Source organism: Cohaesibacter sp. CAU 1516 (assembly GCF_005771485.1).
Lineage (GTDB): Bacteria > Pseudomonadota > Alphaproteobacteria > Rhizobiales > Cohaesibacteraceae > Cohaesibacter > Cohaesibacter intestini.
Genome location: NZ_VANT01000010.1, coordinates 38,979 through 63,069 on the forward strand (window position 1 = coordinate 38,979; position 24,091 = coordinate 63,069).

Here is a 24,091-nt window from a genome sequence, read left to right on the forward strand (position 1 = left end):
GATTGGTCACTCCATTCGCCGGGATCACTGGACCAAACGGGTTCTTTTGATGCTGCCGGTGTTGCTGCTGGCCCTCGTCTTTCAGGGGCTGAGTGTCAAACCCAGCCATGCCTTGATCGAGATTGACATCCGGCAAGGCAATATTCAGCCGATGCCAATTGCCATCACCAGTTTCTCCGGTGTGCCGCAGGGTCAGGATATCTCCAAGGTGGTCGAGGCTGACCTTGAACGCTCCGGGCTGTTCGCCCCGGTGGATCGCAATGCCTTCATTCAGCGTGATCTGACCTCCTCGAGTGTTCCATCCTTTGCCAACTGGACGGTGATCAATGCGCAGGCGCTGGTGACGGGCACCGTGACGCAGGAAGCCGATGGTCGACTGAAAGCGGAATTTCGCCTGTGGGACGTGTTTGCTGGCAAACAGATGACCGGCCAGCAATTTTTCACCTCGCCGAAAAACTGGCGTCGTGTGGCGCATATTATCGCCGATGCGATTTATGAACGCCTGACCGGTGAGAAGGGTTACTTCGACACGCGGATCGTCTTTGTCGATGAAAGCGGGCCAAAAGACAATCGCGTCAAACGTCTGGCCATCATGGATCAGGACGGGGCCAATGTGCGCTATCTGACCGATGGTCGCAATCTGGTTTTGACGCCGCGCTTTTCGCCGACCAAGCAGGAAATCACCTATATGGCGCTGGAAGATGGCCAGCCACGGGCCTATCTGCTCGATATTGAGACCGGTCGCCGGTCCAATGTCGGCCAGTTTCCCGGCATGAGCTTCTCCTCGCGCTTCTCGCCTGACGGGCAGAGCATTGTGCTCAGCCTGCAGCAGGGGGGCGATGCCAACATTTACCGGATGGATCTGCGCAACGGCAAGATCACCCGGTTGACCAACTCCGCTTCAATCGATACCAGTCCAAGTTTTTCGCCGGACGGACGCCAGATCGCCTTCGAAAGTGATCGTGGCGGGCGCCAGCAGATTTACGTGATGAATGCCGACGGGTCGAATGTTCAGCGTATCAGCTTTGGATCCGGTAGCTATTCCACCCCGGTCTGGTCGCCGCGCGGCGATCTGATTGCCTTCACCAAGCAGTATAAGGGGCAGTTCCAGATCGGCGTGATGCAGACCGACGGATCGCGTGAGCGTATTCTGGCGGATGGCTATCACAATGAGGGGCCAACCTGGGCGCCCAATGGTCGTGTGCTGATGTTCTTCCGGGAAAGCCCCGGAGCCAATGGTGGACCCAAGCTTTATTCCATCGACCTCACAGGCCGGAATGAATATGTGGTGCCAACACCAGCCTTCGGCTCTGATCCGGCCTGGTCGCCCCTTGTGAATTGATGCGGAAAAGCAGCAATATCCAACAAAAGCAGCCGGACTGGGGCCATTCGCCTCAGTCTGGCCATGTTTGCGACAGATGTCGGGATCTCACGCAATGTGAGGGATAAGTGCCAAGAAAGACTTTGTTAACCATCTTTGCAAACCCGCAGTTAACCTAAGTTTTTCATTATAGAAGGCCAGTAAATCCACTCCTTTGGGATATGAAGGACAAGACTAATGTCAACTCGCGCAAAATTCTCCATTCGTGCCGCATTCGGTATCGCCCTGATGACGGCGCTGGCGGCTTGTTCCTCGAGCCCCGACAAGCTTGCCAATCCGGGCCTGTCTGCTGCGACGCCTGGATCCGCTCAGGATTTTGTCGTCAATGTCGGTGATCGTGTCTTCTTTGATACGGACAGTTCCGATCTGAACACCTCGGCTCAGGCAACCCTCGACAAACAGGCCCTTTGGCTGCAGCAATATGGCAATTACCGCATTGCCATCGAAGGCCATGCCGATGAACGCGGCACCCGTGAATATAACATCGCGCTTGGTGCCCGCCGTGCCAACTCGGTGCGGACCTATCTGGTGTCCAAAGGCATCTCAGCGACCCGGATGTCGACCAAATCCTTCGGCAAGGAACGCCCGGTCGCCGTCTGTAACGATATTTCCTGCTGGTCGCAGAACCGACGTGCTGTGACCACTTTGGCCAACTAGAATTGGCCAATCGGGCAATGGTTGGCCCGGTGGATATTTGAAAGAGGATCGGTCGACAGGCCGGTCCTTTTTCTGTTTCAAGGCAAGATATGTGGATGCGTGCGCTGGAAAGCATACGCAGAGCAGGGCTTTTCTGCGGTGTCGGCAAGGGGCTTCATATTTTTGCCGCGAAATTGGCTCAAAAGGCTTAACAGAGGACGAGAATCCGATAGTCTGACGATGTATCGGTGACCCTTTCGCCTTGTTTTGACACATGATCCCAGGGGACATTCATGATCAGGTTCTTATTCGCCGTGTTGGCGATGGTTTGGGGCAGTGCCACTTTTGCTGCCAATCAGGAGCCGCTGGATGCGTTGGCCAAACGCGTCGAGGGCCTTGAGCAGCAGGCACGCAATCAGGGGCTGTTGCTGCCGCCTCAGCCCATTCCCAACAATGATGGCCGTATCGTGGTTGCGCAGTCCGCTGCCGACCTTGCGGTGCGGGTGGAGCGTCTTGAAAATCAGATGCGCCAATATACCGGACAGATGGAAGAAATGAATTTCCGTCTGCGGCAGTTGCAGGAACAACTGCGTCGCTTTCAGGAAGACAGCGAGTTTCGCTTTCAGGATCTGGAGCGGGGCAAGTCGCCACGCAAAAGCTCCAGCAACAGTCAGCCCCGGCAGCCGGCCGAGCAACGCACCCAGCAACCCCAGCAGTTTGAACAGCTGGGGGAGCCGCCGCGCAATCTGGGTAGCTTGCCTGCCGACCCGCTGACCTCTGCGCCTCTGGCACAGAACAACCAGCCGGTGGCCGGAAACCAATTGGGCACGCAACCGGGCACGCAACCAGGCACGCAACCAGGAACTGGGCCGATCGATCTGTCTTCCATGCTTGGCGGGGCAACGACGGAGCCTTCTAACGGGGCCGTGGACCAGATGACCGCCCTGACCGGCGATCCGGCAACCGATTATGACGCGGCTTACGGACAGGTGCTGCAAGGCAATTATCCCGCTGCCGAAGTGGCCTTCCGCCAGTTTGTTCAGGCCTATGGCAATGACCGTCTGGCCCCCAATGCCCATTACTGGATTGGCGAAAGCCTTTATCAACAGGGGGATTTTCGTGGGGCGATTCAGGTCTTCCTCGATGCCTATTCCCAATATCCAACCGCTCAGAAGGCTCCGGAAATCCTGCTGAAGACCGGTATGTCCCTGCGTAAGATCAATGAGCGTGACGCGGCTTGCGCGACCTTTGAGGAATTGCTTGCCAAATTCCCGAATGCCTCGTCCGGTGTGCGTCAGAAAGTGCGGGCCGAGATTAAAAGTGCCCAATGCTAGACAGTCCGGTGACGCGACCGCGCCGCCGCCTTCTCCCCTGACACTTGAAGAGTTGGATGCGTTGTTTGCGCCGCTGTTGCGGCTCAAATCGGTTCTGCTTGCTGTCTCCGGGGGTGCTGATTCTCTTTCTCTCATGTTTTTGTGTCATCATTGGCAACAAGCGCGCGCGGTGCCGCTGTCGCTGCATGTCGCCAGTGTCGATCATGGATTGCGGGCTGAAGCGACCGCCGAATGCGCCTTCGTGGCGGATGAGGCCGCGGCGCTTGGCCTGTCCCATTTCACCCTTGTCTGGACGCCGCCTTTGGACCTGAGCAATCTACAGGCTAAGGCCCGTGTGGCCCGCTACCAATTGCTGGCAGATCAGGCACGAAGGCTGGGTTGTTCGCACATTATACTGGCCCATCATCTGGATGATCAGGCCGAAACGCTGATCATGCGGTTGCTGCGTGGCAGTGGCGTCACCGGTCTTGGCGCGATGCGCCCGGAACAAAAACTCGATGAACTGACGCTGTTGCGTCCCTTTCTGAGCGTGCCCAAAACACGATTGCGTGCGTCTTTGGAGGCCATGGACAAGCGCTGGGTGGACGATCCAAGCAACCATCAGGATGCCTACCAGCGTGTCCGGGTGCGGCAATGGATGCCGATGCTCGCCGCTGAAGGGTGCGATGCAGAAAGACTGGCTGCCACAGCGCGTCGGATGCAGAGGGCGGATGCTGCGCTCGAAGCAATGAGCGAGCAAAGTTTTCACTCAGACGTTGAAGTGAAGCCGGGGCGGTCCTTGCGTCTGTCGCTGGATGGTCTCTCAAGTCACCTCGAAGAGGTGCGGTTGCGGATCTGGCGGCGGTGTATTGACTATGTGGCGGGGGCAGCCTATCCGCCGCGTGAGGAAAAGTTGCTGGCGCTTGATCTGGCTTATGTGAGGTGCAACAGCGAGCGAGACGGGAAGCGTACCTTTGGCGGTTGCTGTTTCGAGCCGGATGGACATGATCTATGGATCTATCGTGAGTTGGGACGCGATCCCTTCACCCGGTCCTTCCGGGCGGGTGATCCAATTGACTGGCCGGGGCTGTATAAGACGGTATCCGTGTCCGGTATGCCGCCACACGCAGAAGGCGCTCTGAAACCATTGGGGCGGCACGGTGTCTGCCTGATGGAGCAGGAAGGGCAATTTCTTGCCTCTTTCCGCGCCTATCATGGCGATCTGCCGATGGGGTTGATTGAGGCTCTGCCGTCAGTCTGGTTTATGGACAAGCCCGTCTTCGTTAAAGATTGGACAGACTTGAGTGAACTTTCGGGGATAAGGGTTGAATTCCAAGAAAAATAAACGAAATGTTTCCCCAGAGAGACCGAAAACTAAACTATGGGTCTAATTTGGGGTAGAAAGCGGGGCTCTTGCCTTGGCAAGACCGCTTTGAACACCTAAATTCAACAAGAAAATTTGTCGAACTGCCCGCCAAAGGCCTTCTGTGTCTTGCGACAGGCATTCGACCTCCCCCCGGGAACCAAGGGAAAACATATGAACGCGAATTTCCGCAGTCTGGCTTTGTGGGTAATTATCGGCCTCTTGCTTGTGGCCTTGTTCCAGCTGTTCCAGAGCCCGACGCAGCGTACCAATTCTCAGGAGATTCCTTTCTCCCAGTTTGTGGCTGATGTGGAGCAAGGACAAGTCAAGGAAGTGACGATTGTCGGTCAGCAAGTCAGCGGCAAGATGTCCGATAGCAGCGACTTCCAGACCTATCTGCCTGCCAACGATACCACGCTTATTCCGCTTCTGAAGGAAAATGGCGTTGCAATCACTGCCAAGCCGCAGACCGAGAGCTTCTCGCTTCTGGGGGCGCTGGTGTCTTGGTTCCCGATGATCCTCATTCTCGCGGTCTGGATTTTTTTCATGCGCCAGATGCAGGGCGGTGGCAAGGCGATGGGCTTTGGCAAATCTAAGGCCAAGCTGTTGACCGAAGCGCAAGGGCGCGTCGTGTTTGAAGATGTGGCTGGCGTCGATGAAGCCAAGGAAGACTTGCAGGAAATTGTCGAGTTTCTGCGTGACCCGCAGAAGTTCCAGCGTCTTGGTGGTCGTATTCCGCGCGGTGTTTTGCTGGTGGGCCCTCCGGGTACTGGTAAAACTCTGCTGGGTAAAGCGATTGCAGGCGAGGCCAATGTGCCTTTCTTCTCGATCTCCGGTTCCGATTTTGTCGAAATGTTTGTCGGTGTGGGTGCGTCCCGTGTCCGTGACATGTTCGAACAGGCCAAGAAAAACGCCCCTTGCATCATCTTCATCGATGAGATCGACGCTGTGGGTCGTCACCGTGGTGCCGGTCTTGGCGGCGGCAACGATGAGCGCGAACAGACTCTTAACCAGTTGCTGGTCGAGATGGATGGCTTTGAAGCCAATGAAGGCGTGATCCTTGTGGCTGCGACCAACCGTCCTGACGTGCTGGACCCTGCCCTGATGCGTCCGGGCCGTTTTGACCGTCAGATCGTTGTGCCGAACCCGGATATCACCGGCCGTGAAAAGATCCTCAAGGTGCATGTGCGCAACGTGCCGCTGGCGCCCGATGTGGACCTCAAGACCCTTGCGCGCGGCACCCCTGGCTTCTCCGGTGCGGACCTGATGAACCTCGTCAACGAAGCGGCCTTGCTGGCTGCCCGCCGGGATCGTCGTCTGGTCTCCATGCATGAATTCGAGGATGCCAAGGACAAGGTCATGATGGGTGCGGAACGCCGTACCTTGGTGATGAGCGAAGAGGAAAAGAAACTCACCGCCTATCACGAAGCTGGTCATGCGCTCGTTGCGCTGCATATGGAAGCCTCTGATCCGATCCACAAAGCCACCATCATTCCGCGTGGTCGTGCGCTTGGTATGGTGATGCGTCTGCCGGAAAAAGATCAGGTGTCACTGACCCGTGCCAAATGCCATGCCGACCTTGCTGTCGCCATGGGTGGCCGCGTGGCCGAAGAACTGATCTTTGGTCATGAGAAGGTCACGTCCGGTGCCTCTGGCGACATCCAGATGGCAACCCGTCTGGCCCGCGCCATGGCAACCCAGTTTGGCATGTCCGACGAGCTCGGCCCGCTGCTTTACTCGGAAAATGAGGAAGAAGTCTTCCTTGGCCATTCTGTGGCACGTCAGCAGCATGTGTCTGATGATACCCAGAGACTGGTGGATGCTGAAGTCAAGCGTTTCGTCAATGAAGGCTATGAGAAGGCCGATCAGATCCTGAATGAGCACAAGGATCAGTTGATCGCGATTGCCGAGGGACTTCTGGAATATGAAACCCTGTCCGGCGACGAGATTCGCGGTCTGCTCGATGGCAAGCCTCCGGTGCGCGAAGATGATGACACGCCGGTGACCTCTAAAGGCTCTGCCGTGCCAAAGGCCGGTTCGGTCAAAAAGGGCGGTGAGCCGGATGGTGGCATGGAGCCTCAGCCGCAGCCGTAAGACTGCCAAGGCCCCATTATGAATGAAACAGGAAAAAGCACCCTTCGGGGTGCTTTTTTGCGTTTGCAGGCAGGGTTTGTGTAACAACAGGAAACAATTATTGACGGGCAAAGCGGTGCTTTGTTGAACAAATAGTCAGAATTTTGCGCTAAGCCTTGCTGCAAATGCCTGCGCGGGGTGGTGGCCCCATGCCGCGCGGACTGTTTGCTTGAAAAGATATGGCGCGTGTCGGTGGGATCACGGTTCTTCTGGGATGTGTTGCTGAAAGGGTGATGAAAGCGTATGGGGAAATATTTCGGAACCGATGGCATTCGTGGATATGCCAACCAGTCGCCAATGACACCGGAGATTGCCATGAAAGTAGGCATGGCGGCGGGCAAGGTGTTTCGGCGTGGGGACTTTCGTCATCGGGTGGTGATTGGCAAGGATACGCGTCTGTCCGGTTACATGCTGGAACCTGCCATGACCGCTGGTCTGACCGCGATGGGCATGGATGTCTTTCTGCTTGGGCCGGTGCCGACACCGGGCGTGGCGATGTTGACCCGTTCGTTGCGTGCGGATCTGGGGGTCATGATTTCCGCTTCACACAACCCCTATCATGACAACGGCATCAAGCTTTTTGGTCCGGACGGTTACAAGCTGTCGGATGAAATCGAAGCCGAAATCGAGAGAATGATCGATACGGACATGACCGCCAAGCTGGCCAGCGCTCGTTATCTGGGGCGGACCAAGCGGATCGAGAGTGTCTATGACCGCTATATCGAATTTGCCAAGCGAACCATGCCAAAGGATCTGTCCCTTGAAGGGCTGCGGGTGGTGATCGATTGTGCCAATGGGGCTGCTTATCGTGTGGCCCCTGATGCCTTGTGGGAGCTGGGTGCCGAGGTGGTCAAAATCGGCGTTGATCCGGATGGTTTCAACATCAATGACAATTGTGGCTCCACCTCCGTTGGTGCGCTGATCAACAAGGTCAAGGAAGTGCGTGCCGATATCGGTATTGCGCTTGATGGCGATGCGGACCGGGTGATCATTGTCGATGAAAAGGGCAATGAGGTTGATGGGGATCAGCTGATGGCCGTGGTGGCCGAAAGCTGGTCAAAAGATGGCTTGCTGACGGCGCCGGGGATCGTGGCGACCGTGATGTCCAATCTGGGGCTTGAGCGCTTCCTTAAGGGCTTGAAGCTGTCATTGGCCCGGACCAAGGTTGGCGACCGTCATGTGGTCGAGCATATGCGCAAGCACAATTACAATGTTGGTGGTGAGCAGTCCGGCCATCTGGTGCTCAGTGACTATTGCACCACCGGCGACGGCCTGATTGCCGCTTTGCAGATTCTGGCTGTGGTCAAGAAACTCGACAAACCGGTCAGCGAGGTTTGCAACCGGTTTGAACCGGTGCCGCAACTGTTGAAAAATGTCCGTTATTCTGGCGGTAAGCCGCTTGAGGCGGAGAATGTCAAAAAGGCGATTGCTGCGGGTGAGGCAAAGTTCGGAAAGAATGGCCGTCTGGTCATCCGGGCGTCAGGCACCGAACCGCTGATCCGGGTGATGGCAGAAGGTGACAATTCCGATCTGGTTACTCAGGTCGTTGACGCCATTTGCGAGGAGGTCACCAAGGCCAGTCTTGATGGCTAGTCAGGTGTCATATGGACGCACTTCAAAAGCCGGGTCATCTGATCCGGCTTTTTTGTTTGAGGGCTTTGGTCCGGCAACGTTACTCGGCGGGTTCAACCTGCTGTCTGGCCTTGCCCTTGCGCTGACTGAGCAGCAATCCAAGCAGGATGATGGCAAAGCCGATCAGGGTGATGAGGGCGAGACTTTCGCCCAGAAAAAACATGCCGCCCAAGGCTGTGACGATCGGGATCATATAGTTCGAGGTGGCGACAAAGCCGGCGCTGGTTTGGGACAGCAAAACAAACAGAACAAGAGTGGCCAGAGCGGTCGGAACAATACCCAGATAAAGCAGGATCAGCCATTTTTCCATCGGTGCGCGGTCAAGACCGGTGAAGGGCTCGAACAGCAGACAGAGTGCGATCAGGATCAGTGATGCGGTGATCAGAACCGCCGTTGCCTTGTCTATATTGTCGGCAGGTGGCATGCGGCGGGTCGAGACACTGTTCAGCGCATAGCAGAAGCTGGCGATGAAAATGGCAATCTGACCGATCAGCTCGCTGTTACCATCCAAGGAGAGGCTTCCGGCGGTGGGGTTGATGATCAGGACCACGCCGATGAAGCCGATCAGAAAGCCGATCGCCTTGTTGCGAGTCAGTTTTTCATCGGGCAGTAGGATGTGGGCCAGCCCCAGCACCGAGAGCGGGATGGTGCCCATCAGGATCCCGGCGATGGCGGCGCTGGTATATTGGGTGCCCCAGGCAATCAGCAGGAAGGGCAGGGCGGAGCTGAGTAGCGCCAGCCAGAGAAGCCATGGCAGATGGTGCCAGCCAAGGGAGAAAGGTTTGCGGACAAAGATCAGCCGATAGGCAAGCAGGGTTGCTGCTCCGGTCGTCACACGTCCAGCAGTGACCCACAGGGGTGGCAGGTCATTGACCGCGACACGGGTAAGAAGGATCGCCGATCCCCAAGACAGAATGAGAATGGCGAGCATGAGCCAATGGCGCAGTGTGGGGGATTGCATGTCATATCCGTCGGGTTTTGGGTGCGGGCGGGACGGACAGACTATGCGAGTGAAAAAGATAAAGCAAATGACTTTCCCCGCCCGGTTGCAGCTTGTTTTTTTTGGGGGGGCGATGGCTTTCGGCCCGACATTGTGCCGTCTGGATTGTGGATTGTTGTGTCTGGATTTTTGGCAACTTGGGGTGTTGGTAACAGTTTGTTAAGTTTGATTTTTGCAATTTGAATTATTTTATTTACAAATAGTTACGAAGTTGCCGGTTTTGATAGAAATCATGCTTAATATTCGTGGTTAATCCAGTATTAAGAATATTCTGAGATCGTTTCCTCAAGTGTAATTCTAAGTTTTTCGTGTTCAGACACTTGCATCGAGAGGAAATCATGATGAGCAGCCTCAAAAGAAATCTGTTTTTGAGCGTGTTCGGGGCCGCTATGTCCGCGACTGTTGCACTGGCAGCAGATCTGCCTGCGCCCCCGGTTATCGAATATGAACCAGAAACACCGGTTGAAATTGGTTCCAGTTGGTATTTGCGTGGCGATCTCGGATTCGCCGTTTATCAGGGCGGTCACGCATCCTGGACCGACCCGACCAATACCAACCTGATCGGCTTCCATCACGAGAATATCGCCAATGGTTGGGTTGCTGGTATCGGTGCCGGTTACTATTTCAATAAGCATTTTCGTGCGGACGTGATCCTCGACTATCGTCACAAGGTCAAATATGACAGCACCTCTACCTGTACCCCGGTTAGCCCTCCTGCAGGCTGTACCCCGGGTGACTCGTATGAGAAGCTGAATTTCAGCGCCTGGACGCTGATGGCCAACGGCTATGTTGATCTTGGAACCTACTACAGCATCAATCCTTATGTGGGCGGTGGTGTCGGTGTGGCCTGGCTGAAAGCCAGCAATCACAAGACCGTTGGTACCGGGTCTCCGTTCAAGAACAAGACCAGGACCAACTTCGCTTGGAACCTGACGACTGGTGCTACCTTCGATCTTGCTGAAAATGTCAAGCTTGACGCCAACTATCGGTTCGTATCGCTTGGTAAAGCGCGTACGGGTGGTCGACGTGACAACTCTTCCACTGAGCCGGTTCGGTTCGAAAATCTGTATGCCCACGACTTCCGTGTGGGTCTGCGCTACGACCTGAACTAGGGTAGCATTGACCTAAGGCGGGTATCGGGTGCGGTGCCAAGCTCATCAATGCCGCATGAAGTGCAAATGATGCGCTGACGATGCCCCTCGTGGGACAAAAATTCAGGATGAAAATCCTCTCGAGAAAGGCGACTGTCATGAGACGGTCGCCTTTTTTGGTTGAAAAGGGGCGGCGGCTCATTGGGGGGGCGGGATGCTTCAACGCCCTTGAAATCCATGAGGATTGTGCTGTTTGCCGTGCTATTCTTGCTTACCCAACGGCACATCCCTTGGGCCAAGGTCGCCACTTTCCGTTTGACGCTTCTGAGGATATCGGTTATGCCCGTCTGTGGGACACCTCTCCCCAACGAGAGGCAACTATCTGTGAGGGTAGATACATGACAGATATGACGAAGCCGGCTCAACAGCCGAATAATCCCCTTTTCTCTTCTGGCCCATGCTCGAAGCGTCCGGGTTGGTCCCTCGATGGACTGACTGACGCGCCGCTGGGTCGTTCCCACCGCGCAAAAATTGGCAAGGCAAAGCTGCAGGAAGCCATCGATCTGACCCGTGAGGTGCTCAATGTGCCTGCGGATTACCGGATCGGTATTGTCCCTGCGTCTGACACGGGTGCTGTCGAGATGGCTCTGTGGTCGCTGCTTGGTGCGCGTGGCGCTGATATTCTCGTATGGGAAAGCTTTGGTGCTGGCTGGGCAACCGACGTTACCAAACAGCTCAAGCTGGATGATGTGCGCGTGCTCAAGTCTGGCTATGGCGAGCTGCCGGATCTGTCGCAGGTTGATTTCTCCCGCGATGTCGTCTTCACCTGGAATGGCACCACCTCCGGTGTACGCGTGCCCAATGGTGACTGGATCGACGCGGACCGCGAAGGCCTGACCATTTGTGATGCCACCTCCGCTGCCTTTGCGCAGGATCTGGCATGGGACAAGCTCGATGTGGTCACTTATAGCTGGCAGAAAGTGCTTGGCGGAGAAGCGGCTCACGGCATGCTGATCCTCAGCCCCCGCGCCGTTGAGCGTCTGGAAAGCTACACACCTGCCTGGCCCTTGCCAAAAATCTTCCGCCTGACCAAAGGCGGCAAGCTGATCGAAGGTATCTTCAAGGGCGAGACCATCAACACCCCTTCGATGCTCTGCGTTGAGGATTATCTCGATGCCCTGAAATGGGGCAAGGATCTGGGTGGTCTGTCGGGCCTGATCGCACGGGCCGACAAGAATCTTGCCGTGCTGGAAGCCTGGGTTGCCAAGACCCCTTGGGTTGACTTCCTTGCCAAGGACGAGGCCATTCGCTCTAACACGTCCGTTTGCCTGACGATCGTTGATGAGGCGGTTCAGGCGCTCGAAGCGGATGCTCAGGCGAAATTTGCCAAGGCACTTGTTGCGCGTCTCGATGCTGAAGGCGCTGCCTTCGATATCGGAGCCTATCGCGATGCCCCATCCGGGCTGCGCATCTGGGCTGGTGCCACCATCGAGGCAAGTGATCTGGATATGCTGACCGCTTGGCTCGATTGGGCCTTTGCTGAAGAAAAGGCGGCTCTGTAATCAGAGCCCCCTCCAATTCCCTGAATTCAATTTGATTTCCTGTGACAGACGCACCGGTTTCGCTGTTGCGCGTGCGCTGTCCGCAAAGAGCATGAGGAGCATCCCATGGCCAAGGTTCTGATTTCTGACAAACTGTCTCCAACCGCCGTTCAGGTCTTCAAGGACAAAGGCGTTGAAGTTGACTATCTGCCTGATCTGGGCAAGGACAAGGACAAGCTGATCGAGATCATCGGTCAGTATGACGGGCTGGCGATCCGGTCTGCCACCAAGGCGACCGAAAAAGTCATTGCTGCCGCAGACAATCTCAAGGTCATCGGTCGCGCCGGTATCGGCGTTGACAATGTGGACATCGAGAAAGCCACCCAGCGCGGCATCATCGTGATGAATACCCCGTTCGGCAACTCCATCACCACGGCCGAGCATGCCATTGCCATGATGTTTGCCGTTGCTCGCCAGATCCCGGCGGCTGATGCGTCTACGCAGGCTGGCAAATGGGAAAAATCCAAATTCATGGGTGTCGAAATCACCGGCAAGACCCTTGGCATCATTGGTTGCGGCAATATCGGTGGCATCGTGGCGACCCGCGGCGTTGGCCTGAAAATGAAGGTCATCGCTTTTGATCCGTTCCTGTCGCCAGAGCGTGCAATGGATCTGGGGGTTGAGAAGGTCGAACTGGAAGACCTGTTCAAGCGCGCTGACTTCATCTCGCTGCACACCCCTCTGACTGAAAAGACACGCAATGTTGTCTCCGCAGAAGCCATTGCTTCCATGAAAGACGGTGTTCGCATCATCAACTGCGCCCGGGGTGGTCTGGTTGACGAGGAAGCACTGGCGGAAGCCATCAAAAGCGGCAAGGTTGCTGGCGCGGCCTTTGACGTCTTCACCGAAGAGCCGGCCAAGGAAAATGTGCTGTTCGGTCTGCCGAACGTGGTCTGCACGCCGCATCTGGGGGCTTCTACCTCGGAAGCGCAGGAAAATGTGGCCATTCAGGTGGCAGAACAGATGGCTGATTATCTGGTCAATGGCGCTGTTTCCAATGCACTCAACATGCCATCCATCACTGCTGAGGAAGCGCCTCGCCTGACGCCATTCGTCAAACTGGCTGACCAGCTTGGTTCCTTTGCCGGTCAGTTGACCGAGACCAGCCTGCAGGGCATTCGCATCGAATATGAAGGCGATGTGGCCGAGATGAACACCCGTGCGCTAACGTCCGTGGTTCTCTCTGGCGTGTTGAAGCCGCTGCTGCAGACCGTCAATATGGTCTCTGCTCCGGCTGTTGCCAAAGAGCGTGGCATTCACATTGAGGAAACCCGTCGCGAGCAGCAGGGCGCCTATGAGAATTACATCCGCGTCACCCTGATCACCGAACGTCAGGAACGCAGCGTAGCCGGCACCGTGTTTGGCGATGCCAAGCCGCGCATCATCCAGATCAAGGGCATCAATATGGAAGCCGAGCTGGGCGAGAATATGCTCTATATCACCAACAAGGATAAGCCGGGCTTTATTGGTCGTTTGGGGACGTTGCTTGGCACCCATGGCCTCAATATTGCGACCTTCAATCTGGGCCGCAAGGAAGCCGGTCAGGACGCCATCGCGCTGATCGAAATTGATGGCAAGATCTCTGATGAAGTGATCGCGGAAATTGCGGCATTGGAAGGTGTCGTTCAGACCAAGGCTCTGCATTTCGCCTGAGGTCTTGCCCTCAGGGGCGCCGAGAATCGCCTGAATGATCCAAATTTGAAAACCCGCTCCGGTGTTCTGGGGCGGGTTTTTGCGTTGTTGGTGGCAGATCCTGTGCCCAAAGCGCGGATCAACCACGGGATGTTGCGGGATTTTTGCAGATTTCACTGAATCGAGAAGGCTCAGCGCTTGGTTTCATGGGCACTTCCCTCTATAGAATTGTCTGTAACGGAAAGATGTGCCGCCCGGTTGCCTAAGCAAGGTTTGGTGGTGCAACAGGCGGACGCCCGGAAGGGCTATTTCTTTGAAGGGACGCGGTTGAAGCGATCTGACGCTCAGTTTTGCTGTTGTTGCTCGACCCCAGCGTGGTCGAAATCCGAACCGTACCCGTCCCCTTCTCAACCATCAGATTAAAGGAGCTCGCATCGATGGCAAATGTTGTGGTCGTCGGGTCGCAGTGGGGCGACGAGGGTAAAGGCAAGATCGTGGACTGGCTGTCGGAACGGGCAGACATCGTCGTCCGGTTTCAGGGCGGTCACAATGCCGGGCATACGCTTGTCATTGATGGGGTCAGCTACAAGCTGAGCCTGTTGCCATCGGGCGTCGTGCGTGAAGGCACGCTCAGCGTGATCGGCAACGGCGTGGTGATTGATCCGCATGCGCTTGTTGCCGAGATTGCCCGCCTTGGAGAACAGGGCGTCAAGGTATCCCGCGACAATCTGCGGATTGCCGAGAATGCCTCCCTGATCCTGTCGCTGCACCGCGAGTTGGATGCGATGCGCGAAGAAGCCGCTGCTGCCGGTACCAAGATCGGCACCACCAAGCGCGGCATTGGCCCAGCTTATGAGGACAAGGTCGGCCGTCGTGCGATCCGCGTGCTGGATCTGGCCAATATCGAGACCCTGCCTGCCAAGATCGACCGTCTGCTGGCTCATCACAATCCGCTGCGTCGCGGTTTGGGCGTGCCTGAAATCAAGGCCGAGGACCTGTATGAAGAGCTGACCAGCGTGGCTGATCAGGTGCTGCCTTTCGTGGACCAGAGCTGGCGTTTGCTGGACAAGGCCAAGCGCGATGGAAAGCGGATCCTGTTTGAAGGCGCGCAAGGGGCTCTGCTCGATGTGGATCATGGCACCTATCCGTTCGTGACCTCATCCCACACCTCTGCCGGTCAGGCCGCTGCCGGGTCGGGCATTGGGCCATCGGCACTGAATTATGTGCTTGGCATCACCAAAGCCTATACCACCCGCGTCGGTGAAGGGCCTTTCCCAACTGAGCTGCATGACGAAGTCGGTCAGTTCCTTGGCGAAAAGGGCAAGGAATTTGGCGTTGTCACCGGGCGCAAGCGCCGCTGTGGTTGGTTTGATGCAGTTCTGGTGCGTCAGACGGTTTGCACGTCTGGCATCACCGGCATCGCGCTGACCAAGCTTGATGTGCTTGATGGCCTCAAAGAAATCAAGATCTGCGTCGGCTATATGCTGGACGGCGAGCGGATCGACTATCTGCCAGCCTCGCAAGGCGCGCAGGCGCGCGTCGAACCGATCTATGAGACCCTTGAAGGCTGGACTGGCTCGACTGCCGGTGCCCGGACATGGAACGACCTGCCAGCGCAGGCCGTCAAATATGTCCGCCACGTTGAAGAGTTGATCGGTGCGCCGGTTGCAATTCTCTCGACCAGCCCGGAACGAGACGATACCATTCTTGTTCAGGATCCGTATCAGGACTAAGATGGGGTTCCAAATGGCTTTTTCGGATCGATTCTCATACTGGAGTCGATCCGGAATGGCTCATTAAGTGGATTGGAAGATGGCGGACTATTTTACGATTTTGAAGCGTGCTGTGGATGCCGCCCCGGATGCCGGGCGCGAGCAGCGTCAGGCAATTTATGACAAGGCTCGCAAGGCGCTGTTGGCGCAGCTTCAGAATATGGACCCGCCATTGGCTGCGTCTGATATTTCCAAACAACGCATGGCTTTGGAAGAAGCTGTGCGGGCGGTCGAGCGTGAGCTGGATCTTGAAAAACAGGCGCGCGATGCCAAGGAAACTGCTGGAGATGAGACCGCAGAGGCTCCGTCTGCACCGCAGGTTTCTGTGACGCCATCGGATGTATCGACACAGGCATCAGAGGCTGCTGGCAAATCTCAAGAGGGTGAAAAACCTGCCTCGAAGGCCGTGGCTGTTGCTAAGGATCCGGGCAAAGGGCCTGCCGTGTCTGTGCCTGCCGTGTCTGTGCCTGCCGTGTCTGTGTCTGACAGCAATGATGAAGCGAATGACGAGGACCAGACCTCTGATCCGGTTGTCAAGCGGGCCGGGCCTGATGTGCTCAAGCATGCGGTGCGGGACGCCAATGCGCTCGGGGCTGCCACCAATGCGGCTGTGAAGTCCGCACAGGACGCTGCTGATGCGGTAGGCGATGGGCGCGACGAGAAAAAGAAGTCTGAAAAACCGGCAAAAAAAGCCAGTCAGGACCGTATTGAGCCGACCATGACTGTTCCGGTTGCCCGTCCCGGTGCTCCATCAAAGCCCGACAGTAAGACGGCCATCAAAGGTGAGGTGAAACGGGACCCACTCGACAAGCCTCTCCCGATCGCCAAGAGCGATGACTTCAAGGATGGTCTTGAAGACGAGAGTGAGAGCGGTTCGCGGTTTGGTGTGATGGTTGGTGGTGTTTTGCTCGCCGGTCTGTTGGGCGGTAGTGGCTACCTTCTATACCAGAATCGTGACGCCTTTATGGGTGATCAGGGCGGTGCGGAACAGGTTGTTTCAAAGCCACCGTCTCAGCGTGAACCGGATCAGGGCAGCGCAGCCAAGCCAGCGGATGAGGCGGAAATTCCGGCTAAATCTGTCCGGACGGTTGATATCACTGCGCCATCGCAGACGGAAGCACCGCAGAATGACAACCAGTCAACCCCGTCGCAACCTGAGGACCAGAGTGAGCCTGCAACACCGTCTCAGGATCAGAGCGAGACACCTGCAGTTCCTGATGCCATTCCTTCAAGTGGCGAGCAGGTGACGGGTGCCAGCAATGATGATGCGACCAGTGCGCCCGGACAAGAAATGGTGGTTGCCCAACGCTCTATTCTCTATGAAGAAGAAGGCCCGAATGGCGAGCCGGGTTCGGCAAATGCCGGAGAGGTTGTCTGGGAGCTTGATGGCAAGGGCGACAATGCCGAAATTCTGATTTCCGCAACCATCCCCAACCAGAATGTGACCTTCTCGATCAAAATGGCCAAGAATCAGGATGCTGAATTGCCTGCTTCTCATCTGATCGAGATTTCAGCCGAGCGTCCAACCCCGGACGAAGCGCGCGCCATTGTCAAAATACCGGGACTGATCCTCAAGCCGACCGAACAAAGCCGTGGCGAAGGCCTGGTTGGTGCGGCGATCAAGATCGCTGACGATTTGCACTGGATTGCCCTGACCGCCGGGGAAAAGGAAGAACGCTATAATCTCGAGCTTCTGACCCTGCGCAGCTGGATCGATATTCCGATCCAGTATAATTCGGGGGTGCGGGCCATTCTGACCCTTGAGAAAGGGGCTGCAGGGGAGCGTGTGATCGCGGATGCCATCAAGGCTTGGGGTGAATAAAGACGGTTTGGTAGATCTTGCAGGATGGCACGCTTGAATGAGCCATGTCTCAGCGCAATAATCTCAAAGAGAAAGCCGGTGGCGGATGCCAACCGGCTTTTGTTTTGGTGTGATCAAGCAGCATATGTCGATCTGGATCAACCAGTGGGCCGTTGGGTGGAGCGGTTTCAGTGCCGATAGCCTGTGACAGACCCTGTTGATACGGCGGATGGCATGCAGGCCGGTATGTGGGCTTCAAGATTGGCGCGGATCAATTTGGTAACCCATTGTGTGTCGACGCCTTTTCTGGCCATCACGCGAATGGCAAGCAATGTGCCCATCAGGCACAGACCGGCGGTTTCCGCATCCACTGACGGGGCAATGGAGCCATCCTCGATGCCGCGTGCGACGGTGCTGATCAGGGTACGCTGTGTTCTCTCCATGCCATGGTCGACCAGCCCTTTCATGGCTGTATCCGTGGCGCATTGTTCGGTCGCGGTGTTGACCAGCAAGCAGCCCGCAGTCGACTGGTTCTCCAGAGTCACGCAGAGCACATTGTTGAAATAGGCAAGCAATGCCTCGCGTCCATTGGACCCGCCTTCCAGAAAGGACAAGCTGTGCGTTTGCTTCTTGTCGATATAATAGGAGAGGACGGATTTGAAGAGATCTTCCTTGGTCCCGAAGGCATTGTAGATGCTGGCTTTGGCCAATCCCGTTGCTTCGACCAGGTCTCGCATGGATGTGCCTTTATAACCTTGTCGCCAGAATAGCCGTGTGGCCCTTTCCAGTACGTCTTGATCATCAAACGAACGTGCGCGACCCATTGGGTGATCTGCCTCCTGAATGCGAAAAATTTAGTAGACGACTTTATGCGAAATATTTTTGCTCGACAAGCTGGTCACATCTTTGTGATCAGCCTCGCGCTATTGTGGCTTTCGCCGAATTCGGGGGGGCGCAGCGTCGTCTTGCAAAAGAAAAACGTTATTGATCAACCGCACTGTCAGCCAGCGCCTTGGCTGCGGCTGCCTGTACTTCCTTCTGGACCTTTTCGAAAGCACGAACCTCGATCTGACGAATGCGTTCGCGGCTGACGTCAAATTCCTCGGACAATTCTTCGAGCGTGATCGGTTTCTCTTCAAGGCGGCGAGCCTCGAAAATGCGTCGCTCGCGATCATTGAGGATGTCCAGAGCATCGGTGAGCAGGGACATGCGATGGTTATGTTCTTCTTTATCGGCCAGAACGGATTCCTGACTTTCGGAATCGTCCACAAGCCAATCCTGCCATTGGCCGCTTTCGCCATCGGCCTTCAAAGGCGCGTTCAGCGAGGCGTCGCCCGACAGGCGGCGGTTCATGGAGATGACTTCTTCGTTGGAGACACCCAGTTTCTCGGCGATGTAATCGACCTGATCCGGTTTCAGATCGCCATCTTCGAGCGCCTGAATCTGCCCCTTCACCTTGCGCAGGTTGAAAAAGAGCCGTTTCTGGTTGGCAGTGGTGCCCATTTTGACCAGCGACCAAGAGCGCAGGATATATTCCTGAATGGAGGCCCGGATCCACCACATGGCATAGGTCGCAAGGCGGAAACCTTTTTCGGCGTCAAAGCGTTTGACGGCCTGCATCAGGCCGACATTGCCTTCTGAGACCACTTCGCTGACCGGCAGGCCATAGCCGCGGTAACCCATAGCGATTTTGGCGACAAGGCGCAGGTGGCTTGTTACCAGTTTGTGGGCGGCGTTTTTGTCGTCATAGTCCGCATAGCGCTTGGCCAGCATATATTCTTCTTGCGGCTCCAGCATGGGAAAGCGACGGATTTCGTTCAAATAGCGGCTCAGGCCACCTTCAGAATTTGAGACGACAGGGATGTTGCCAGATTCTTTTGCCATTTGATTCTTATTCCTCTTGTCCCCCAAGTGGCAGGACAGCATCGTGCAGCCGGGACGGCCTGCATTCTGGTTTAATATAGGTCAAAATTGGACAACAACAGGGCCAGAACAGAAAAAAGTTCTACATTTTTTGCAGTGCTTTCATCACATTCTTCAGATCGTCAGGCATTTCGCTTCGAAATTCCAGCACTTCGCCCGAGACCGGATGCGCAAAGCCAAGCAGACCCGCATGCAGCGCCTGTCGCTTGCGTTTCTCGATGTGACGCGCGAGGGTTTCGGGCAATTTGTTGAGTTTTGACTTGAAGCCTTGTCCATATTCCTGATCGCCGATCAGCGGATGGCCAATATGGGCCATATGAACGCGGATCTGATGGGTGCGGCCAGTCTCAAGGCGGCATTCGACCCGTGAGGCAACGATTTCGCCGCCAGAGCCAAATTCTTCCTGCAATTGATAATGGGTGATGGCCTGACGTCCACCTTCACGCAGCACCTTCTGCTTGAGGCGATTATGCTGGGAGCGACCAATCTGGGTGTCAATGGTGCCCTTGCGGTTGCTCAGTTGGCCCCAGACGAGGGCCTGATAGGCGCGCACCAATGGCCCGGTGCGTCCATGGTCGGCAAATTGCTCGGACAGGCCCTTATGGGCAGCATCGCTCTTGGCAACCACCAACAGGCCTGAGGTTTCCTTGTCTAGCCGATGAACAATGCCCGGACGGCGGACGCCGCCAATGCCCGACAGGCTGTCGCCACAATGATGGATGAGGGCGTTGACGAGCGTACCGGTCCAGTTGCCGGCCGCCGGATGAACGACAAGACCGGTCTGTTTGTTGATGACAATCAGGTGGTCATCCTCAAACACCACATCCAGCGGGATGTCTTCCCCCTGCGGTGTGGGGTCTTCGGGCGGGGGCAAAGTGACCTTGATGCAATCCCCCGCATTGACCCTGTGGTTGGGCTCCTCTATCGTCCGCTCTGGTTGATCGGGCTGGGCGAGGCTGACCTTGCCTTCCTTGATCAGGCTTTTGAAGCGGGAGCGGGAAAAACGGCCATCCTTGGCGGCGATAATCGCATCAAGGCGTTTGCCACTTTCATGCTCTTCGACTTCGAAGGTCAGGATTTCATCTACTAGGCTAGAGTCACTCATGGTTCAACAATCTTCCGACCAACAACCAAACGGCGATGATCCCTTTCAGAGCCCGGAAATGCTGGAACTGCAGCGCAAGATGCGCCGCATTGCTCTTCGGTCCATATTGGTGATGGTTGTCGGTATTTCGTCCATTATTGGCATTCTTATCTACAAGAGCGTGACCAAGAAGGAAAGTGCCTCTGAGGCTGCCGCGCCTGTGGGGGCGGTTACGCACAGCCTGAATGCAGGTGAAAGCATCCGCGAGATGCGGATCGAAAATGGCACAGTCTACTTGCTGGTGGATGGCAAGGGCATGACCTCTGTGCTCGAAATCAGCAAAAAGAACGGGAGCATTTCCCGCCGCATCGAGTTTATTCCACAGGCAGAATGAATATTCACAGTTTCGTCAAAAACCACTCTTGCGCTTTGCGACAAAGCCTCATATAAACCGCCTCACCGATAGCGAGCGCCCTTCGTCTAGCGGTTAGGACGCCGCCCTTTCACGGCGGTAACACGGGTTCGAGTCCCGTAGGGCGTGCCACTTTGCACAAAAAGCCCTTGCAGCTCAGGTAGTTGCGAGGGCTTTTGTCCAACCGGGGTCCCTAGGTTGGACATCATTTCAGCTTTGCCATTGCATTGTCCGCCATCAGCTTTCTGTTTGCTTTCTTTACATATTTCCGTGCTTCTCCCGGGTTCGAATGGCCCAGGAAAGTCATGATTTCAAACTCGGTGCCGCCTGCTTCCGCCAGCTTCGTTGCACCAGCTTTGCGTAATCCATGCGCACTTCCCGGAACGCCGGCTTCCTTGCATTGTTTCCCAAACCAATTGCCGAATGATTCAGTTGTATAGCTTTCATCAGCAGATTTTGTTTGAGTGATGAAGGTTTTCTGATGGCTTGGAATGTTGATCAGAAACTCTTCTAGGTTGGCATGAAGAGGAAGGTCCACCAATTCGCCCGTTTTGCCCCGACTATAGCAGATTCTGTTTTCGTAAATGCTGTGCCAGCCCATCCGGTTGACGTCCTGTCGGGCTGCTCCGGTGTAAAGAATAAGATGCAAGACGATTGCTGGCAAAGAGCCCTCACCATGATGAGCCAGGAATTGAGAGATTTCTGGGTCAGTCCATGTATGGTAGCCATCTGCATTCATCTTAAAAGGTTTGACGCCCTGAGTGGGATCCGTCATGGCATAGCCGAGATCATTGATCGCATAGCGGCATAGGCGTCCGATGAGCTTTTTGAGTTTGTTGGCCGCTGCAGGGGTCTCACGCTTCGCCTCCATCAGTGCCTCAACGTGCTTTTTCTTGAGGCCAGTAATGCTGCGGTGCCCATGATCTTTCCGAAAGCGCTCCATCTCCAGACTGAGATTTCGACGATAAACATCCCCAATATCGCGGAAGGTTTTTGTTCGCATATATTGTGTGATGAGCCAGTCAAAGGTGCCTGGTTTCGCCTTGGTCCTTGCTATCTCGAATGGTTTGTCCAGTTTTGCTGCTTGATAAGAAGCCTCGAACTCTTTCGAACCATATGTTCCTTGGATATAGCAGGAGCTGCATCCCTTGAGCCTGAAGCGCCATCGGGTCTTGCCGTGGCGGTCCGTGACTCTGGTAACGCCGGGATAAGGATTACGTTTCATTTTTCCAGAATGTTGTCCCAGTCGTTTGCGTCTCTCAGGCCCGGTTGATCAGGGTCTTTGATCTGCAGAGTAATCTCGCCGAAGACGGTGATAGAGATTGCCGCTATGGCGACACCTGCAGATTGTGCGCCTCGGATGGCCCGCTTTATGTCTGCCTGCTTAAATGTCGCTGCGGTTTTCATGACGGCTCCTGTCTGCTTTCTCGGCGAATTCCATCGCTATGCCGCCCGGTTGAATGCCAACCGACGGCTCTTTGCGTTTGCGTGAACTGAAAGGGAAGTAGAAACGCTGAGAGCTGGACCCAAACCAGAATGCGTCTATTTCGCGTGAAAAACGCTCTCAAGACCGCGATTGGTGCCGAAAAGCTCTTTGATCACCGCGTTTTCCTGATACAACCGAGGTGGTCAGGGATGTTGTCAGTCCCGACACGCAGTATTTGCATCGCTATTGTCGTTGGCAGCAGGTGCACTATGTGCGGTTTTGCATAGGGCAATAATTTCACAAACCCAAATGAAATTGATAAAAAAGTTATCCGATTGATTTCATGAGGATTTATTCTCGGTTTCTGCCGTTTCCGTCGCAACGATCTGCTTTGCCGTCGATGCTGTCTCATTGGCCTCGCCATCACGTTATGGATGGCGAGGTTGTTCGGTGCGCTTTACTTGATTTACATCTCTCTGAACGATTGTGCCCGTCGCTTCTCAGCGTGAATGAGATCCAGAAATCGATTGGCAAAATACTGAGCTTCTTGCAGATCAGCGCGGACACTGGCGTAGGATGAAGCCAAAGGATCGGCCTCATCCAGGTTGGGCAGAGCCTCCAGCAAATCGTCGACGATCTCGTCAAATTGCGGATCCAGAACACAGCGATTGCTGACAGCATCGATCAGGGCATGTAATGGCCTGATGTCGTCGAAAATATCGCCGACTGCAATATCGGGCATAGAGGATAACGCCCTTCGGGCCGCGCAGATTGCATCGGCTCCGATATCGATGATGCGGCTGGCATCGGTCTTGTGCTGATCAACAAGAAGCGAAATGTTGTGGCGATAGGTTTCAGGTATAAGGGGCATATGGTCATCCTTTTCAAAATGAATGGTTTGGTGATTTGTCCGGCCGACACCGTGGCTGGTCGGACAAATCTCAAAGCACTCTGTGACTACTGCTGGGGATCGGGTGTCGGGATGGCAATCGGCGCAGGGATAATCATCCCGGACATTTGGCGGCCAGATCTCTTGGCAAGCAGGGCTTGCAGTTTGAGCAGATCGGCTCGTCCTTCTGCGCGCTCAACGTTGATGGCATGGATACGAGCTCTAAGGCGTTCCAACTGAACGAGCTCGTCGCCAACCAACCGACCAAGGACTGGTGTTCCATCCTTGTTGGGTGCAAAGCCTTCATGGTTGACAGAGACAATCACAAGGCCACGCAGATTGTAGACTGTCGGCTGTGAGAGACCTGCAGCACCAAAGGCGGCAGAATGTTCGACGCGGAATTCGGCTCCGTGGTTGAAAGTTGTCCCGACTGCATGCCCCCGTGCGAGGGTCAGATAACGGGTGCCGATATAGATAGCCTCGTCAACGATGAGCCATGGCAATTCCTTTTGGGGTGGTTGTAGAGGATTGTAGAGATGTTCTGAAGGCATCTCGAAGGCAACGATGTCGCCACAGCTGACAGTGCCTTGCCAGTTGCTGGCGTGCGTCGTGGATGGAATATTTTCGCTGGTCATCAATATCTCCGACCTTGGTTGAAGGGATTTTGACACCTGCCTTTCCATTGAATTTTTCTTGCAATCCGGATCGGGCGCGGCGTCACCAGACCCGCTGCGCACAATCCGGTTGCCGTCTGTCAGATGCTTCTGAATTCATGCTGATTGGTGGGATCAGCAAGGGATCAGGGAGCTTGCAGTTTAAGGGAAAGAGCCGCGAGAAAACCGCCGCCAAGAGGTTGTCTCGCGTCCGGCAGAAGGTCGCCAAGGGGATCCAAGGTGGGCATGGCAATCGCTCCCTTGGCCGGAGTTGGTCTGGCAGAGAGGATCGTCTGCCAGTCGCCAGACAGGCCCGTCGGAGACGAGTGGGAGATCCAAGAGGACGGGC

20 protein-coding genes and 1 tRNA gene are annotated in these 24,091 nt (G+C 55.6%); 13 read left to right on the top strand and 8 right to left on the bottom strand.

Annotated features, from left to right (window positions below):
- Positions 1–49 precede the first annotated feature (49 nt).
- The 6 genes from tolB (at position 50) to glmM (ending at position 8,419) form a co-directional block, all read left to right on the top strand.
- Entirely contained in the window at positions 50–1,342 is a 1,293-nt protein-coding gene (gene tolB, locus FDK21_RS18600) for a Tol-Pal system beta propeller repeat protein TolB (protein WP_138150432.1), read from the top strand.
- A gap of 216 nt (positions 1,343–1,558) precedes the next feature.
- A complete protein-coding gene (gene pal, locus FDK21_RS18605) occupies positions 1,559–2,038 on the top strand; it encodes a peptidoglycan-associated lipoprotein Pal (protein WP_114010556.1) in 480 nt (159 codons plus the stop codon).
- 272 nt (positions 2,039–2,310) lie between these two features.
- Positions 2,311–3,351, top strand: a complete 1,041-nt coding sequence (gene ybgF / locus FDK21_RS18610; protein WP_138150414.1) for a tol-pal system protein YbgF — start codon at positions 2,311–2,313, stop codon at positions 3,349–3,351.
- Complete coding sequence (tilS, locus tag FDK21_RS18615; RefSeq protein WP_171022153.1) at positions 3,338–4,675, top strand: tRNA lysidine(34) synthetase TilS; 1,338 nt, start codon at positions 3,338–3,340, stop codon at positions 4,673–4,675. Before ybgF ends, tilS begins: the two co-directional genes overlap by 14 nt.
- A 192-nt stretch (positions 4,676–4,867) precedes the next feature.
- Entirely contained in the window at positions 4,868–6,787 is a 1,920-nt protein-coding gene (gene ftsH, locus FDK21_RS18620; protein ID WP_114010559.1) for an ATP-dependent zinc metalloprotease FtsH, read from the top strand.
- A gap of 282 nt (positions 6,788–7,069) precedes the next feature.
- Positions 7,070–8,419 (top strand): phosphoglucosamine mutase, encoded by a 1,350-nt coding sequence (glmM, locus tag FDK21_RS18625; protein ID WP_138150416.1) that lies wholly within the window; start codon positions 7,070–7,072, stop codon positions 8,417–8,419.
- A gap of 79 nt (positions 8,420–8,498) precedes the next feature.
- Here glmM and FDK21_RS18630 read toward each other — a convergent pair whose 3' ends face one another.
- Positions 8,499–9,419: a DMT family transporter gene (locus FDK21_RS18630; RefSeq protein WP_138150417.1), complete on the bottom strand. Its 921-nt coding sequence runs from the start codon at positions 9,417–9,419 to the stop codon at positions 8,499–8,501.
- Between the two features lie 380 nt (positions 9,420–9,799).
- On the opposite strand from FDK21_RS18630, the gene FDK21_RS18635 reads away from it, so the two are divergent.
- The 5 genes from FDK21_RS18635 to FDK21_RS18655 all read left to right on the top strand — a co-directional run bounded on the left by FDK21_RS18635 (position 9,800) and on the right by FDK21_RS18655 (position 17,376).
- Positions 9,800–10,570, top strand: coding sequence for an outer membrane protein (locus tag FDK21_RS18635; RefSeq protein ID WP_157967728.1), 771 nt, complete (start codon positions 9,800–9,802; stop codon positions 10,568–10,570).
- A 377-nt stretch (positions 10,571–10,947) separates the two neighbouring features.
- On the top strand, positions 10,948–12,111 hold the full coding sequence (locus tag FDK21_RS18640) for a phosphoserine transaminase (RefSeq protein WP_114010574.1): 1,164 nt from the start codon (positions 10,948–10,950) through the stop codon (positions 12,109–12,111).
- A 105-nt stretch (positions 12,112–12,216) separates the two neighbouring features.
- On the top strand, positions 12,217–13,803 hold the full coding sequence (gene serA, locus FDK21_RS18645) for a phosphoglycerate dehydrogenase (protein WP_138150418.1): 1,587 nt from the start codon (positions 12,217–12,219) through the stop codon (positions 13,801–13,803).
- Positions 13,804–14,219: 416 nt separating this feature from the next.
- Positions 14,220–15,515, top strand: a complete 1,296-nt coding sequence (locus FDK21_RS18650; protein WP_114010576.1) for an adenylosuccinate synthase — start codon at positions 14,220–14,222, stop codon at positions 15,513–15,515.
- 79 nt (positions 15,516–15,594) lie between these two features.
- Positions 15,595–17,376, top strand: coding sequence for a hypothetical protein (locus tag FDK21_RS18655; RefSeq protein WP_138150419.1), 1,782 nt, complete (start codon positions 15,595–15,597; stop codon positions 17,374–17,376).
- A gap of 167 nt (positions 17,377–17,543) precedes the next feature.
- Here FDK21_RS18655 and FDK21_RS18660 read toward each other — a convergent pair whose 3' ends face one another.
- The 3 genes from FDK21_RS18660 to FDK21_RS18670 form a co-directional block, all read right to left on the bottom strand.
- Positions 17,544–18,179: a TetR/AcrR family transcriptional regulator gene (locus FDK21_RS18660; protein ID WP_138150420.1), complete on the bottom strand. Its 636-nt coding sequence runs from the start codon at positions 18,177–18,179 to the stop codon at positions 17,544–17,546.
- Positions 18,180–18,336: 157 nt separating this feature from the next.
- Complete coding sequence (gene rpoH, locus FDK21_RS18665) at positions 18,337–19,239, bottom strand: RNA polymerase sigma factor RpoH (RefSeq protein ID WP_114010579.1); 903 nt, start codon at positions 19,237–19,239, stop codon at positions 18,337–18,339.
- A 121-nt stretch (positions 19,240–19,360) separates the two neighbouring features.
- Complete coding sequence (locus tag FDK21_RS18670) at positions 19,361–20,383, bottom strand: RluA family pseudouridine synthase (protein ID WP_138150421.1); 1,023 nt, start codon at positions 20,381–20,383, stop codon at positions 19,361–19,363.
- On the opposite strand from FDK21_RS18670, the gene FDK21_RS18675 reads away from it, so the two are divergent.
- Together FDK21_RS18675 and FDK21_RS18680 are read left to right on the top strand one after the other, a co-directional pair.
- Positions 20,382–20,756, top strand: coding sequence for a hypothetical protein (locus FDK21_RS18675; protein ID WP_138150422.1), 375 nt, complete (start codon positions 20,382–20,384; stop codon positions 20,754–20,756). The genes FDK21_RS18670 and FDK21_RS18675 overlap by 2 nt on opposite strands.
- Before the next feature lie 75 nt (positions 20,757–20,831).
- Positions 20,832–20,906 (top strand) — tRNA-Glu (locus tag FDK21_RS18680).
- 73 nt (positions 20,907–20,979) lie between these two features.
- On the opposite strand, the gene FDK21_RS18685 is transcribed toward FDK21_RS18680, so the two are convergent.
- From FDK21_RS18685 to FDK21_RS18700, 4 genes are all read right to left on the bottom strand, one after another.
- Positions 20,980–21,999, bottom strand: coding sequence for a tyrosine-type recombinase/integrase (locus FDK21_RS18685; protein ID WP_138150423.1), 1,020 nt, complete (start codon positions 21,997–21,999; stop codon positions 20,980–20,982).
- On the bottom strand, positions 21,996–22,181 hold the full coding sequence (locus tag FDK21_RS18690) for a hypothetical protein (RefSeq protein ID WP_138150424.1): 186 nt from the start codon (positions 22,179–22,181) through the stop codon (positions 21,996–21,998). Before FDK21_RS18690 ends, FDK21_RS18685 begins: the two co-directional genes overlap by 4 nt.
- Positions 22,182–22,666: 485 nt before the next feature.
- A complete protein-coding gene (locus FDK21_RS18695) occupies positions 22,667–23,071 on the bottom strand; it encodes a hypothetical protein (RefSeq protein WP_138150425.1) in 405 nt (134 codons plus the stop codon).
- An 86-nt stretch (positions 23,072–23,157) separates the two neighbouring features.
- On the bottom strand, positions 23,158–23,724 hold the full coding sequence (locus tag FDK21_RS18700; protein WP_138150426.1) for a hypothetical protein: 567 nt from the start codon (positions 23,722–23,724) through the stop codon (positions 23,158–23,160).
- Positions 23,725–24,091: the final 367 nt, after the last annotated feature.

Bases quoted from the DNA above. Each gene is read 5' to 3' on its own strand.
- FDK21_RS18685 (WP_138150423.1), bottom strand. From the start codon at position 21,999: ATGAAACGTAATCCTTATCCCGGCGTTACCAGAGTCACGGACCGCCAC.
- FDK21_RS18635 (WP_157967728.1), top strand. From the start codon at position 9,800: ATGAGCAGCCTCAAAAGAAATCTGTTTTTGAGCGTGTTCGGGGCCGCT.
- pal (WP_114010556.1), top strand. From the start codon at position 1,559: ATGTCAACTCGCGCAAAATTCTCCATTCGTGCCGCATTCGGTATCGCC.
- FDK21_RS18655 (WP_138150419.1), top strand. From the start codon at position 15,595: ATGGCGGACTATTTTACGATTTTGAAGCGTGCTGTGGATGCCGCCCCG.
- FDK21_RS18690 (WP_138150424.1), bottom strand. From the start codon at position 22,181: ATGAAAACCGCAGCGACATTTAAGCAGGCAGACATAAAGCGGGCCATC.
- FDK21_RS18700 (WP_138150426.1), bottom strand. From the start codon at position 23,724: ATGACCAGCGAAAATATTCCATCCACGACGCACGCCAGCAACTGGCAA.
- FDK21_RS18670 (WP_138150421.1), bottom strand. From the start codon at position 20,383: ATGAGTGACTCTAGCCTAGTAGATGAAATCCTGACCTTCGAAGTCGAA.
- FDK21_RS18675 (WP_138150422.1), top strand. From the start codon at position 20,382: ATGGTTCAACAATCTTCCGACCAACAACCAAACGGCGATGATCCCTTT.
- glmM (WP_138150416.1), top strand. From the start codon at position 7,070: ATGGGGAAATATTTCGGAACCGATGGCATTCGTGGATATGCCAACCAG.
- FDK21_RS18630 (WP_138150417.1), bottom strand. From the start codon at position 9,419: ATGCAATCCCCCACACTGCGCCATTGGCTCATGCTCGCCATTCTCATT.
- serA (WP_138150418.1), top strand. From the start codon at position 12,217: ATGGCCAAGGTTCTGATTTCTGACAAACTGTCTCCAACCGCCGTTCAG.
- FDK21_RS18660 (WP_138150420.1), bottom strand. From the start codon at position 18,179: ATGGGTCGCGCACGTTCGTTTGATGATCAAGACGTACTGGAAAGGGCC.
- FDK21_RS18695 (WP_138150425.1), bottom strand. From the start codon at position 23,071: ATGCCCCTTATACCTGAAACCTATCGCCACAACATTTCGCTTCTTGTT.
- FDK21_RS18640 (WP_114010574.1), top strand. From the start codon at position 10,948: ATGACAGATATGACGAAGCCGGCTCAACAGCCGAATAATCCCCTTTTC.
- ybgF (WP_138150414.1), top strand. From the start codon at position 2,311: ATGATCAGGTTCTTATTCGCCGTGTTGGCGATGGTTTGGGGCAGTGCC.
- tolB (WP_138150432.1), top strand. From the start codon at position 50: ATGCTGCCGGTGTTGCTGCTGGCCCTCGTCTTTCAGGGGCTGAGTGTC.
- rpoH (WP_114010579.1), bottom strand. From the start codon at position 19,239: ATGGCAAAAGAATCTGGCAACATCCCTGTCGTCTCAAATTCTGAAGGT.
- ftsH (WP_114010559.1), top strand. From the start codon at position 4,868: ATGAACGCGAATTTCCGCAGTCTGGCTTTGTGGGTAATTATCGGCCTC.
- FDK21_RS18650 (WP_114010576.1), top strand. From the start codon at position 14,220: ATGGCAAATGTTGTGGTCGTCGGGTCGCAGTGGGGCGACGAGGGTAAA.